Origin of the sequence: Peptoniphilus grossensis ph5 (genome assembly GCF_000311825.1) — a bacterium.
Taxonomy (GTDB): Bacteria; Bacillota; Clostridia; order Tissierellales; family Peptoniphilaceae; genus Peptoniphilus_A; species Peptoniphilus_A hominis.
Map to the genome: position 1 here is coordinate 732,085 of NZ_HE978566.1, position 10,485 is coordinate 742,569.

The following is a 10,485-nucleotide window of genomic DNA, read 5'->3' on the forward strand; positions in this document are numbered from 1 at the left end:
CATTTATTTTATAATGCTCATATTAGCTTCTATTAGCATATCTTTAAAATCTTTAACCCCTTTTAAATATCCATCTAAGTAGTCTTCTGATATTTCCCCAAGTTCATATTCTTTTATTAGATTTTCAACTTCAAAGTCCATGCAATGATAATTCAGTATGATAAATCCTTTAACTTTATCTTTAAAAGTTAGCTCCTTAGTTTTCATTCTTCCACCCCTTTATCGAGTAAATCTTTGGTACAATAATCGTTTATTATTGGTTTTAAAAGTTTTAAGTCAGTTAGTGCTGCTGTGTCTCCACTGTGATACCAGACATATGCTCTACGCTTGCCTTTTAGTTTTTTTATTTTTCCTATTTCAAATCCAAACGTACCTTCATATAAAACTAGCTGTCCTTCTTTGAATTCTTCTGCTTCCTCATCTAAATCTCTTTGTCCTACTTCAAACGGTTTTTTGTTCATGCTTAATTTCTCCTTTTTACTTCCTTCTCTTTTTCCCTTCAAACTCTTCAAAATGTTGTTTTAAGACTTCCATCATTATCTCGTTTTGTCTTTCGTCTTTATCTTTAAATGCTTTAATAAAAATGTTTTTGATTTTCTTTCTGGCTTCTTTGTATTCTTCTTCCTCTTCGATTCCTAGTCTCTTCGCATCGTGGTCCATTAGCTCTATAAAATTCCAGCTTTTAAAAGTCCTTTCGTAGGAGTCGTCGTCTTCAACTTCAAACTCTAGTTCTCCGTATTCTGTGCCTATCATTCCTTGAATGTTTAGGTAGTGAAGTCCTCCGTCTTTTCCTAGTACGTAGGTATCGTGGACGTTGCTCCCTAGAACTCTGTTTCCCATCACGTTTCCCTTAATCTTTAAAACCGGTAATTCTGTTAGCTGGTCTTGTTTTAAAATATTCATTCTTGCTCCTCTATTTCTTCAACATTAATTTCTCCAATGCACATATCACCTAAGCGATATATAGGGTCTATTACTGTATCTACAATTTCTTTAACATCTGCTTTCGACCAGTCATCGTAGGTTTCAAATTCAAAAGATATTTTAAATTTCACTCTTCCGCCTCTTTTCCTAAATTTTTAAGAAACTCTTTAATTTTTTCTTTGTTTTCATCAGTTAAATCATCTAAGTCATCTAAGGGAATTACCTCTCCATATGCCTTTAAGTCATCAAGTGCATATTCTAATCGGTCTTTTAATTTAATGTTTTCTTGTTTTAAGTCAATAACTTCTTTTACTCCTTGCCTTATAGATTCAGAATAGTTTCTTCTCCCTAAACCTAATCCATCAGTAAATGGATTTACTAATTCAAAAGTTTCAACTAAGTCTGCACTGTCAAGTGATATTTTTAAAAATCTATTAAGTTTATTTATTTGAAAGTTCATTCTTCCACCTCTGGCTGCACTAGATTTTTGTTCAATATAACAAAAATCTCTCCATCATCTCCATCTATGTCAGCTAATTTTATTTCGTTACCGTTGCTGTCATAAAATAAAATCTCGTCATTAAGACTTGTACTATATTTATTTATTAATTCATACACTTTTCTAACTTTCATTCTTCTACCTCCGTTAGAAATAATTCAATTCTCGGGTTGTCCTTGTCGACTTCAAAAAAATGAAAAATGTTTCCGATTTCCTTCCACCCATCATTTTTGATTACCTGTGCTTCCTGTAATCCGTCTAGTAGGAACTTTATTCCTCCCGCTATGTTGTCTTTGTCGGTCTTCCTGTTTTTCACATACCAGTGGCAGCTTATGTCCACCTTTTTCTCTATGCTCTTCCTCATCTGTGCCTTGGTTAAGTATGCGATGAGTTTGGTATATTTCTTTTTTTGTTTTGCTGCTGCAAATTTATTATTCCGATTGGAGTTGATAATTTGGTTCGTGCTTGGCAGCTGTACTTCGTAAGTCAATTTATAAATCAAGATAATCTCTCCCAAATATTTTTATAAACTCTTCTCTCGTGTGAGTTCTTTCAAACTGTTTTTGTCCTTCCTGCTTGCTTTTAATTAATAGCTCCTTATCGCTATGTACTTTGTTATGGCAGCTCCTACAAAGATTTTTTGTTAGTTTGTATTTATCAGATAGGTCTCTTAGTCCTCTTCCTGGTATAAGGTGGTGCTCCTCTAAATAATCATATCTTCCACATAGTTCGCACTCTCTTTTTTCTTTCAAAATAAATTCATGTACTCCATTCTGTAGTCAATTATTGTTATTCCTAGTTCGCTGGCTTTTTTAATAAAGAAGTCTATAAGTTCTCCCATCTGTTTAGTGTCAAACTTGCTACTGCCAATAAAACATCGCATTAGGATTTGGTCTCCTCTTTGGTCTAAAATCTTATAGGCTCTAAAAGCATTTTTAAACATTTCAAAGCTTTTGGTCGGTATTACTATGTCTTCGTATTCTGCTCCTACTTCCTCTATTCCCTGTACATAGATTTGCCACCTGGACTCCTCAGAAGGGATTCCGTTTATCTTCTTGTCGATGTCGCTTATTATTGCCCAGAGTAGGTTGTTTTGGTCCAGGGTTCGTGACTTCCTTGCGTTTGTAATTTTAATATTTAGCAGGTCTTCTTCCTCTATGTCGTTTATGCTATTTACATCGAGGTACCTCTCTAGCTCCAGGGTTATCTGTGGCTTGCCTTCCTTGCTGTAATTAATATTTTTTAATCTACCTTTTAGTTTCATTCTGCCACCTCGGCCTTCTCCATTTTTACGACTGTCACTGAGTTTTCGCTAGCTTCGTCTTGCAACTCTAGCTGTATTACTTCGATTTGTTCGTGTCGTCTAAAAATAATGGCATTTATATGCTTATATGTCCTTCCGTCCACTATAATTTTGCTCCTGTTATTAAAAGCTTCTTTAGCTTCCTGGTAAATCATATCAGTCTGTAGTTCCTTTCTTGATTCCTGCTTAGGTTGATGATATACTTGCCGCAGTTTTGCTTTATTCTGCTGCCCAGGCTCTCATCAATCCTTATAATGTCGTCGATGGATAGCTCCGTCGAGATTATGGTCTTTAGCCTGTTAGAATACCTAAAGTTTATAAGCTCCCAGGTCTTGTCCACATCTGCTGCGGTTAAATTTGGCAGTCCGTCTTCCCTCTTTGGCTTTTTAAAAAGGTCATCGATGTATAAGCACTCCACCCTCTTTGACTGGTACATCAAGGTGTCGTCTTCGAAGCTCTTTAACTCTCTTATGTCGTCGGTCCAGACCATGTACTTTACTTTTACGTTGTTCCTGGACTGGTGGTTGGTAATGGCTGAGCATATGTGTGTCTTCCCTGCTCCGGATTGACCGCCAATAAAGAACCAGGTTTTAGTCTTTGCGTTCTCTATGGCCAGAGCTTTTATATTTTTCTGCCAATCGTTAGTGGTTTCGAAGTTGTTAAAATTCTTTTTGAGTAGTGGAACTATTCCGCTGTTCTTAGCTTTCTGCAACTCTAGTTTTCTTCTCATGCAGCCACACTCTTTTACTGTGGTGTAGGGTCCTAAGAACTCATCTTTTTGAATTTCCATGATGTAGCCCTTTCCCTTGCAAGTTTGGCAGTTTGTTTCAGTTCCTTCCGTTGAGTTGTAGTTCCTCACTTCTTCTTGCAGTATTTCCTCTAGGGTTTTCGCTGTTCCTTCCGTCCTCAATCCCTTAGAAATTAAATCCATATTTAGCATTATCTTTCTCCTTTTTCTTTGCTCCTATCGGGTGGTCCTTAGGTAGCTCGTAGAAGCTTTGCCACCCCTTTTGTATGCTTTGGTTGATAATCGCTATTTGTTCCTGGCGGTCCGTTGTAATTCTTTTTAGGTTGTTAATATTTAGTTTTAGTGCTCTTGCGGTTAGTGGCTTCTTTAAAATCTTTCTTGCTTTATAAAATTCCTTTATGGCATCTATGAGCTCCAGGTCTTCTTTGGCAAAGCCTTTTATTACTTCTTGCATCTCTTTGTCGGTAGTGATAGCTTTTATTTCTTTTTCTGCTGCTCCTACTTCTTCTTTTTTCTCCCCCGCCCCTATAGGGTTATTTTCTTTATATATGTTCTTTATATTACTTTCTTTATAATTAGATGTTGAATTTTTTGACTCACTGTTGTTAAGTTTTTTTACTGCCTGTTGTGAAATTTTTTCACATCTTGTTGTTAAGTCTCCCCCTTTTTCTGGGTCACTTGATTCCTTGTTGTCAAAATTTTTAACATCTGGAGTTTCTGCGGTTTCTTCCTCTTCTTCTTTTTCTGCTTCTTCTCCTTCAAAAATAAACTTTGAAATGCTTTCGTATTCCAGCTTGAAGTATCTTTTTGCCGGTATTCCTTTTAGATCCGTCTTTATAAGTCCTTTTTCTTCCAGGCTTGCTATAATGGTTCTTTGTTTGTAACTGCTCAAGCCACTTCTTGTTTCTATTTCCTTGGCTGTTTGGAAGAAATAATCATCTTTCTCATGTCCTTTAAAAAGTTGTTCCGCTTCTGCCAAAAGACAAATGAAGAAGGCTTCTTCTATCCCCAACCTACTCACTAAAGTTTTATTTAGTGAGTAGTAGTTGTTCATTAAAAGTAATTGTTTGACTGTGTTTTTTTTCATTTTCTATCTTCCTTACCAGCTTGCCACTTGGCTTTTGATTGCGTTTAATTGGTTTACTTGTAGGCCGTCTAGCTTGTCCGTGTTGAAGTTTTTCTTTAGCCAGTTTATAAAATCCTTGTTTTGAATATGCTTTACTTTGAGCATTTGGGATATTTCTTTTCTGGTGCTTTCTAGAATGTTGCTTGGGTTGCTTCGTTGTTGGTTGCTTTGTCTTCCCTGTTGCCCCTGCTGAGTATTTTGTCTTGTTTGTTGGTTTGCTGTATAAGCTTCGTCTTTGTTTAGAAAGTCGCTATCTTTAGCATCGTCAATGGCAAATAAGCCATTGAGTGCGTACTTTCTTGCATATGAGCTTGAGCTTCCTGTAACTTGGGCATCGTCCATCTTCTTTTTCTCTTTAACTTCTCTTGCATAGGCTGTTGCTGATATGTTTGTTCCGTTTTCCGTGTCGTATAAAGTTGCTGTGGCTTTGATATAATATCTTTCTCCAATTGCTTCTACTTCGTCCGTCATGACTAGGGCCAGGTTATTTTCTACAAGAAGCGGTTTTACCGCTTCCAGTATGTCCTCACAGCTCCTGTAGTTGTATCCTCCAAAACTGTTATAGTTTTTCTTTTCTACCTTCAACTTGCTTTGAATGTTTTGTAATTTTTGAAAAATTGTATTATCCATTTCCTGCTCCTTATCTTATCCTTATGCTTTCGCTTTGTATCATTTCTGCGTAGTCTGCTTCCAGTCCTTCCGTGATTGCCTTTTTTAGCTTATCCTTTAAAACTTTTCTGTCGTATTCTACGTATTCTTCTGGCACCTTTTCTTCGTCTAAAATCTTTATTGAAGCTCTATTCTTTTGAATGTTGAAGCTGAATAAGTCGGTTTTAAATTTCCTTTTGTCTGTTGCTATCATCGTAGCTTTTAAATATTCCTTTAGGTTTTCTATCCTGTTTTCTATGCTCTTTCTTCTTTTATAAATTCTTTCTTCTTCCGCCTTGCAGATATCTTTTTGACCTTCTAGACCCTTTATCAGCTTTGCTATGTTGTCTGCCTTTACTTCTATCTTCTCGTCTATGTCTTCCAGGGCTTCCTGCACCTGTTCGTCCTCTAGGTCTAGGTCTAGTAAGTTTGTATAAAGTTCCGTTAATTCGTAAAGTGTGAAATTTTCCATTTTATTTTTCTTCTCCTTCTTCTACCTTGCAAATTTCTATAATTTCGCCCATTCTTTTCATGATGTTATTTGCTATCCTGTCTGCGTACATTGTTTTGTCGTAGTCAAAAACTGAGCCTACGCACTCATTTATAATTCTCACTACCTCGTCCGTCTTGTAGCTTCTTATTAGCTCCTCTTTGGTCTTAAAAAATTTTTTTCCGTCTATGGTGTATGTGCTTACTTCCTTAATGTTTTTGTGAATTTGGTTTGTTAGATAGTTCATTTATTTCTCCTCTCTCTTTTAAAAATTTACATCTAGTCTTTCTTGCTCCTCTAGGAGTTGGTTCATTTTCTTAGAAATGTCTTTCATGTTTTTTCTAATTTCTTTCTTCAGCTCCCAGTTCGTGCTCCTTCTTAGTAGGCTTTTTGAAAACTCATAATTTTCCATTAAGTTTTCCAGCTCAAAATTTCCCATTTTATTTCCTTTTCCTTTTTTCTGTGATATAATTGTTTTAGATAATTTATTTATTTCTTTTGTTCGGTTCCTGCAAGTGGTTTTTGCAGGGACCCTTTTTTTATGCTCTTTTTTGAATTCTCCATTCTCAACCCCTTTTTCTTATAGGTATCTGGTAAAAAAACCTTTGGTCATCGTTGTTGATTTGTACATTCCAAAACATATAAAGTGTATGAAAAACTCGAAGACCGCATATAGTAAAATGAAGGCTACGCTTACGGCAAAAATTAGTAATGTTATTCCTGCTGCTCTTCTAATTGTTAGGTTTATGTTATGCCTTCTGATTCTTAACCTTTCTTTTTCTTTATTTATTTCTTTTCTCACATCTCTACTCCTGCTTTTAAAAGTTCGTTTAAATATTCCTTGTAAATAATTTTCTTTCTTCCAATGGTGCTATAAGGTACGCTGTAAAGTCTTATGGCTTCTTCCAAAGTCTTTCTTCCAATTCCTGTATAAGTGCTGGCCTCGTCTAAAGTTAGGCCAGCCTTAAAACTTAGCTTCACATTGTTCTCGATTTCTTGTAATTTTTCTAGAACTTCATTCATTTCCTTGCTCCTCTTAAAAAATTATAATTTGCAACATTCCGTTGCTTTAGTGTCAAAAAAAATTTCTTCAACGCTTTTTTTGAAGTATTGTGCAATTTTAACTTTTATTTCATCTCTTGGTATTCTAGAATTGCTTTCATAATTGTAGACTGCTTGTCTTGTTAAGTCCAGTTCTTTAGCCATTTCGTCTACTGATATTCCTTTTTCTTCCCTCAAACATTTAAGTTTTTCGCCGATTGTCATCCGTATAATCACCTCCGCTTTTCGTCAACGTATTGTTGCTTTATTTATATTATAGCACCCCCTTTTTTATTGTCAACAGTTTGTAGAACTTTTTTCTTGTATAATGTAAACAATTCGTTTATACTCTACTTATGGGAGGTGTTAAAATGAGTAAGAATTTTAGTGATATCCTCAAGGAGCTTAGGGAAGAAAAAGGACTAAATCAACAGCAGCTTGCCAACTCCCTTGAGGTTACTAGGCAAACAATAAGTAATTATGAAAATAATAAACGGGTGCCAAATAAAGAAATGTTAGAAATTATTGCCGATTTTTTTAATGTGGATATGAATTATTTGTATGGCCAATCTGAAATAAAAAACAAGTATCAAGATTTTTTCAGTAAGTACAATAATATTATTCCCCTCAAAAAAGGAAGTAAAAAGATACCACTTCTTGGTACAATTGCTGCTGGTAATCCTATTCTTGCTGAAGAACACATTGAAGAATATATCGACTTTGATGAAAAGGTCCAAGCTGATTTTTGTCTAAGGGTTAAGGGTGACAGCATGATAAATGCCAACATCAACTCTGGCGATATTGTTTTTATAAAAAAGCAGTCCGACGTCGATGATGGTGAGATTGCTGCGGTACTTATCGATGGAGAAGCGACTTTGAAAAGGGTTTATAAAATAGGCGGTGTGGTCCAACTTAGAGCTGAAAACCCTAGCTTCCCTCCAATAACTTTGGACGGTGGTGTGCCTGCTCTAATCTTGGGAAAGGCCACATATAAACTAAGTAAGGTTTTATAGAAGGGTGGTGCTTTATGTTTAAAAAAATACTTGGTTTCTTATCTTTTATAGTTGGACTCTTTCTTGTCCTTATGGCTTATACTTTTTACGATGTTTTAAATGCCAAGTTTGAATGTTTTCTTTTTCTTATTGTTGCTTTGGTTCTCTTTGCTCTTTCTTGGCGATTGTTTACTGATTCCAAAACAAAAACAAAGAAAATAAATCAAAATAAATATTATGTTCCTTCGGTTAATAAATCGAATTTAGATGAAGGTCCAAGTCAATCTCCACATTTTGAAGTTTCGTTTTCTCATAGTAAATCTTCAAATAAACCACCCTCTGACCCAGAAGAACGTGCTTTGTTGAATGAACTTGGAAAAACTCAATTGCTTTATTGGTGTGATATGCAGAGCTACCCTGTAACTTCTTACCCTGCCTATTTTTCTGACAGGTATTTTATTAAAAATGCAGCTGAAATTCACAAAGGCTGGATTGATTCCGGGATATTAGCTCCACCTAAAATTGATGAAATATTAAAATATAAAACCGTAGTGGAACTAAAAGAAATCTTGAAAAAAAATAACTTAAAAGTTTCTGGCAAAAAATCAGAACTGATAGATAGAATTTTAGAAAATAATGCTTTTAGTGTCGATGCTCAAAATGAAAACAATGACCCTATATATGCTATCAGTGAAGCTGGTCGTTCTATTCTAAAAAATAATAAGCCTTGGCTCTACTATCACAGAATGAAAAACAGCGACGTCATTCCTTTGAAGTTTTATAAGGAAACCTGGGAGCATTTCCAAAACCTTTGGGGATTTGTTCCTAGTGGTTCGGATATTAGCTGGGCCTGCTTGCAAGAATTACGACTTTCAGTGAGTAGCTATCGTCAGTTGGCTGCTATTCTAATGACTGAGCTTGAAAATCTTAAAGACTCAAAAAGAGAAGAACTTATTCCTGACTGGGCCTTGCAAATAATTTGCATTGACGTATCTGGCATTGCTCCTTTCATCGCTCCCTACTTAATTAATAAAGTTAGAGAAATACCAAAAGAAGAGTTAAAAGACCGTTTTGACAAAAACTATATGACTGTAAAAAAATTTGAAAGGTTAGTTTCTGATGGTCCGTTGGCTGGTAAAGATGAAATATTCAGATTTGTATTGTTGGGATTAGAAGATATTGAAAAATGTAATAAAGAACTTGAAAAAAATTATATTTAAAATAATTCAACCTTCTTTATTCAAAAAGGAGCTTAGTGATGGAAAATGGGAAAAGTAAAGAAAGAAAAAAAAGAAAAAAAAGAAAATGGTGCTGGCTCAATAACCTATCAAATAAGAAATGGTAGAAAGTATTTCACTGGTCGCTACACAGTTGGTTACGATGAAAATGGCAAACAAATAAAAAGGTCCATCTCCGGTTACAATAAGGCTGAGATCCAAACTAAGTTGAAAGAAAAAACCTTACAAGTGTCGCAGGGCCTTTTATCTTTAAAAGATGATGTCACTTTTGGTGACTTCTTCCGAGAGTGGATTTATGTCTTTAAAAAGCCTAATGTTTCAAACTCGACCTTTGAAAAATACGAAGCCGATTATAGGCTTAGAATTCTTGGCAGTCCTCTCGAGAATGCCAGGCTCTCAAAGATTGATGTCTTCCTAATCAGAAAAACTGTTAATTATTGGCTGGATAATAATTCACTGAAACAAACAGAAGATGTCTTTGGTAGGGTTAAAACCTGCTTTAAAATGGCGATAGGAGAAAAGTATATCCTTCACGACCCAACTTATAACGTTAGCCTTCCAAAAGAAAAAAATTAAGAACAAGGTATCAGCATTTCACAGTTGAGCAGCAGGACACCTTCTTCTCGGAGTTGAACTTGACTACTTATACTCCAACTGATATGCTGATTTATATTTATTTTGCTTCTGGCTGCAGGCTTTCTGAGGGTCTTGCTTTTGAGTGGCCCGACTTCCACGACGGTGGTCTTGAAATAAATAAACAGTATTCCAAATCACAAATTATTAGCGATGATGGAAATAAAAGAAAAGTGGTCCAGGAAATAACACCTTTAAAAACTATAAACTCTTATCGCTTTGTCCCTCTACCGGACAATGTGGTTAGGCAAGTTGAAAATTATAGGAAGCTGCAAAATGATTATATAAAAAATAATCCAGACTATGTAAATAAAAATCTTATGTTTCCAAATGGAACAGGAAATTATTTAGATAGGAAACTCCCGCAGGAGCGTGTGAGAAATTTTTGCAAAAAGCACGGCTATCGAGATTTGACCTTGCACTCAATTCGTCACACTTATGCCACGAGATTGTTTGAGAAAGGTGTTTCTCCAAAAGTAGTACAGTCGCTCCTGGGTCATAGCAAAATTGAAATAACCTTGAACGTCTATACTCATGTCATAAAAAATCAAGCCGACCAGGAAGTAAACAAATTAAATGATTTGTTTTAAAGTTGGCTACTGTGTTGGCTACCGTGTATAAAATATGCCTATTTATACCAAAATATTTTAAAAAAGCATACCCTCGAATGGCTTAAAATCAAACGATACGAAGATATGCCAAAATAATGTAAGTTTAAAAATGGATTCCGGCTCTGGGCACCATAAGAGTACCAAGTTTGGTACTCTTTTTTTTTATTGTTTTCTAGCCTTAATTTATAAGTTCTTATTTTTGAGTTTTAAATTTTTATTTTCTTCCATATCA

General features: G+C 35.3%; 22 protein-coding genes and 1 pseudogene. 4 read left to right on the forward strand and 19 right to left on the reverse strand.

The features are described from left to right. Window positions 1–3 precede the first annotated feature (3 nt). The 19 genes from HGPG_RS03455 to HGPG_RS03530 form a co-directional block, all read right to left on the reverse strand. Window positions 4–207 (reverse strand): hypothetical protein, encoded by a 204-nt coding sequence (locus tag HGPG_RS03455; protein ID WP_019124668.1) that lies wholly within the window; start codon window positions 205–207, stop codon window positions 4–6. Continuing rightward, on the reverse strand, window positions 204–512 hold the full coding sequence (locus tag HGPG_RS03460) for a hypothetical protein (RefSeq protein ID WP_218915207.1): 309 nt from the start codon (window positions 510–512) through the stop codon (window positions 204–206). The genes HGPG_RS03455 and HGPG_RS03460 overlap by 4 nt, the downstream gene beginning before the upstream one ends. Continuing rightward, on the reverse strand, window positions 478–903 hold the full coding sequence (locus HGPG_RS03465; protein WP_019124670.1) for a hypothetical protein: 426 nt from the start codon (window positions 901–903) through the stop codon (window positions 478–480). The genes HGPG_RS03460 and HGPG_RS03465 overlap by 35 nt, the downstream gene beginning before the upstream one ends. Then, window positions 900–1,055 carry a hypothetical protein gene (locus HGPG_RS10225; protein ID WP_019124671.1) on the reverse strand — a complete coding sequence of 52 codons (156 nt, stop codon included), beginning with the start codon at window positions 1,053–1,055 and terminating at the stop codon, window positions 900–902. The genes HGPG_RS03465 and HGPG_RS10225 overlap by 4 nt, the downstream gene beginning before the upstream one ends. Further along, window positions 1,052–1,384: a hypothetical protein gene (locus tag HGPG_RS03470; RefSeq protein WP_019124672.1), complete on the reverse strand. Its 333-nt coding sequence runs from the start codon at window positions 1,382–1,384 to the stop codon at window positions 1,052–1,054. The genes HGPG_RS10225 and HGPG_RS03470 overlap by 4 nt, the downstream gene beginning before the upstream one ends. Beyond that, complete coding sequence (locus HGPG_RS10230; RefSeq protein ID WP_019124673.1) at window positions 1,381–1,557, reverse strand: hypothetical protein; 177 nt, start codon at window positions 1,555–1,557, stop codon at window positions 1,381–1,383. Before HGPG_RS10230 ends, HGPG_RS03470 begins: the two co-directional genes overlap by 4 nt. Then, window positions 1,554–1,913: a RusA family crossover junction endodeoxyribonuclease gene (locus HGPG_RS03475; protein ID WP_218915208.1), complete on the reverse strand. Its 360-nt coding sequence runs from the start codon at window positions 1,911–1,913 to the stop codon at window positions 1,554–1,556. The genes HGPG_RS10230 and HGPG_RS03475 overlap by 4 nt, the downstream gene beginning before the upstream one ends. 1 nt (window position 1,914) lies before the next feature. After that, window positions 1,915–2,175: an HNH endonuclease gene (locus HGPG_RS03480; RefSeq protein ID WP_019124675.1), complete on the reverse strand. Its 261-nt coding sequence runs from the start codon at window positions 2,173–2,175 to the stop codon at window positions 1,915–1,917. Beyond that, a complete protein-coding gene (locus tag HGPG_RS03485; RefSeq protein WP_019124676.1) occupies window positions 2,172–2,687 on the reverse strand; it encodes a hypothetical protein in 516 nt (171 codons plus the stop codon). Before HGPG_RS03485 ends, HGPG_RS03480 begins: the two co-directional genes overlap by 4 nt. Beyond that, window positions 2,684–2,881: a hypothetical protein gene (locus tag HGPG_RS03490; protein WP_019124677.1), complete on the reverse strand. Its 198-nt coding sequence runs from the start codon at window positions 2,879–2,881 to the stop codon at window positions 2,684–2,686. The genes HGPG_RS03485 and HGPG_RS03490 overlap by 4 nt, the downstream gene beginning before the upstream one ends. Continuing rightward, on the reverse strand, window positions 2,878–3,666 hold the full coding sequence (locus HGPG_RS09945; RefSeq protein WP_019124678.1) for an ATP-binding protein: 789 nt from the start codon (window positions 3,664–3,666) through the stop codon (window positions 2,878–2,880). The genes HGPG_RS03490 and HGPG_RS09945 overlap by 4 nt, the downstream gene beginning before the upstream one ends. Next, window positions 3,641–4,561, reverse strand: a complete 921-nt coding sequence (locus HGPG_RS03500) for a phage replication initiator YdaU family protein (RefSeq protein ID WP_019124679.1) — start codon at window positions 4,559–4,561, stop codon at window positions 3,641–3,643. The genes HGPG_RS09945 and HGPG_RS03500 overlap by 26 nt, the downstream gene beginning before the upstream one ends. 12 nt (window positions 4,562–4,573) lie before the next feature. Beyond that, window positions 4,574–5,230 carry an ERF family protein gene (locus tag HGPG_RS03505; RefSeq protein WP_019124680.1) on the reverse strand — a complete coding sequence of 219 codons (657 nt, stop codon included), beginning with the start codon at window positions 5,228–5,230 and terminating at the stop codon, window positions 4,574–4,576. A gap of 10 nt (window positions 5,231–5,240) precedes the next feature. Continuing rightward, window positions 5,241–5,720 (reverse strand): siphovirus Gp157 family protein, encoded by a 480-nt coding sequence (locus tag HGPG_RS03510; protein ID WP_019124681.1) that lies wholly within the window; start codon window positions 5,718–5,720, stop codon window positions 5,241–5,243. A gap of 1 nt (window position 5,721) precedes the next feature. Further along, window positions 5,722–5,985 carry a hypothetical protein gene (locus tag HGPG_RS03515; protein WP_019124682.1) on the reverse strand — a complete coding sequence of 88 codons (264 nt, stop codon included), beginning with the start codon at window positions 5,983–5,985 and terminating at the stop codon, window positions 5,722–5,724. A gap of 18 nt (window positions 5,986–6,003) precedes the next feature. Beyond that, entirely contained in the window at window positions 6,004–6,177 is a 174-nt protein-coding gene (locus HGPG_RS10235) for a hypothetical protein (RefSeq protein ID WP_019124683.1), read from the reverse strand. 141 nt (window positions 6,178–6,318) lie between these two features. Beyond that, complete coding sequence (locus tag HGPG_RS03520) at window positions 6,319–6,540, reverse strand: hypothetical protein (RefSeq protein ID WP_019124684.1); 222 nt, start codon at window positions 6,538–6,540, stop codon at window positions 6,319–6,321. Continuing rightward, a complete protein-coding gene (locus tag HGPG_RS03525) occupies window positions 6,537–6,761 on the reverse strand; it encodes a MerR family transcriptional regulator (RefSeq protein WP_019124685.1) in 225 nt (74 codons plus the stop codon). Before HGPG_RS03525 ends, HGPG_RS03520 begins: the two co-directional genes overlap by 4 nt. 21 nt (window positions 6,762–6,782) lie before the next feature. After that, on the reverse strand, window positions 6,783–7,004 hold the full coding sequence (locus tag HGPG_RS03530) for a helix-turn-helix transcriptional regulator (protein ID WP_019124686.1): 222 nt from the start codon (window positions 7,002–7,004) through the stop codon (window positions 6,783–6,785). A 146-nt stretch (window positions 7,005–7,150) separates the two neighbouring features. On the opposite strand from HGPG_RS03530, the gene lexA reads away from it, so the two are divergent. From lexA to HGPG_RS03550, 4 genes and pseudogenes are all read left to right on the forward strand, one after another. Next, window positions 7,151–7,792, forward strand: coding sequence for a transcriptional repressor LexA (lexA, locus tag HGPG_RS03535; protein ID WP_019124687.1), 642 nt, complete (start codon window positions 7,151–7,153; stop codon window positions 7,790–7,792). 14 nt (window positions 7,793–7,806) lie between these two features. Further along, on the forward strand, window positions 7,807–8,991 hold the full coding sequence (locus HGPG_RS03540; protein ID WP_019124688.1) for an SAP domain-containing protein: 1,185 nt from the start codon (window positions 7,807–7,809) through the stop codon (window positions 8,989–8,991). Between the two features lie 45 nt (window positions 8,992–9,036). Continuing rightward, on the forward strand, window positions 9,037–9,585 hold the full coding sequence (locus HGPG_RS03545) for a tyrosine-type recombinase/integrase (RefSeq protein ID WP_036731283.1): 549 nt from the start codon (window positions 9,037–9,039) through the stop codon (window positions 9,583–9,585). A 38-nt stretch (window positions 9,586–9,623) separates the two neighbouring features. Continuing rightward, window positions 9,624–10,232, forward strand: a pseudogene (locus HGPG_RS03550) (site-specific integrase); the annotation flags it as partial. Window positions 10,233–10,485 lie beyond the last annotated feature (253 nt).

Coding starts and splice junctions, on each gene's coding strand:
- HGPG_RS03540 (WP_019124688.1), top strand. CDS start 7,807: ATGTTTAAAAAAATACTTGGTTTCTTATCTTTTATAGTTGGACTCTTT.
- HGPG_RS10230 (WP_019124673.1), bottom strand. CDS start 1,557: ATGAAAGTTAGAAAAGTGTATGAATTAATAAATAAATATAGTACAAGT.
- HGPG_RS09945 (WP_019124678.1), bottom strand. CDS start 3,666: ATGCTAAATATGGATTTAATTTCTAAGGGATTGAGGACGGAAGGAACA.
- HGPG_RS03465 (WP_019124670.1), bottom strand. CDS start 903: ATGAATATTTTAAAACAAGACCAGCTAACAGAATTACCGGTTTTAAAG.
- HGPG_RS03500 (WP_019124679.1), bottom strand. CDS start 4,561: ATGAAAAAAAACACAGTCAAACAATTACTTTTAATGAACAACTACTAC.
- HGPG_RS03515 (WP_019124682.1), bottom strand. CDS start 5,985: ATGAACTATCTAACAAACCAAATTCACAAAAACATTAAGGAAGTAAGC.
- HGPG_RS03485 (WP_019124676.1), bottom strand. CDS start 2,687: ATGAAACTAAAAGGTAGATTAAAAAATATTAATTACAGCAAGGAAGGC.
- HGPG_RS03525 (WP_019124685.1), bottom strand. CDS start 6,761: ATGAATGAAGTTCTAGAAAAATTACAAGAAATCGAGAACAATGTGAAG.
- HGPG_RS03545 (WP_036731283.1), top strand. CDS start 9,037: ATGGGAAAAGTAAAGAAAGAAAAAAAAGAAAAAAAAGAAAATGGTGCT.
- HGPG_RS03530 (WP_019124686.1), bottom strand. CDS start 7,004: ATGACAATCGGCGAAAAACTTAAATGTTTGAGGGAAGAAAAAGGAATA.
- HGPG_RS03510 (WP_019124681.1), bottom strand. CDS start 5,720: ATGGAAAATTTCACACTTTACGAATTAACGGAACTTTATACAAACTTA.
- HGPG_RS03470 (WP_019124672.1), bottom strand. CDS start 1,384: ATGAACTTTCAAATAAATAAACTTAATAGATTTTTAAAAATATCACTT.
- HGPG_RS03455 (WP_019124668.1), bottom strand. CDS start 207: ATGAAAACTAAGGAGCTAACTTTTAAAGATAAAGTTAAAGGATTTATC.
- HGPG_RS10235 (WP_019124683.1), bottom strand. CDS start 6,177: ATGGGAAATTTTGAGCTGGAAAACTTAATGGAAAATTATGAGTTTTCA.
- lexA (WP_019124687.1), top strand. CDS start 7,151: ATGAGTAAGAATTTTAGTGATATCCTCAAGGAGCTTAGGGAAGAAAAA.
- HGPG_RS03490 (WP_019124677.1), bottom strand. CDS start 2,881: ATGATTTACCAGGAAGCTAAAGAAGCTTTTAATAACAGGAGCAAAATT.
- HGPG_RS03505 (WP_019124680.1), bottom strand. CDS start 5,230: ATGGATAATACAATTTTTCAAAAATTACAAAACATTCAAAGCAAGTTG.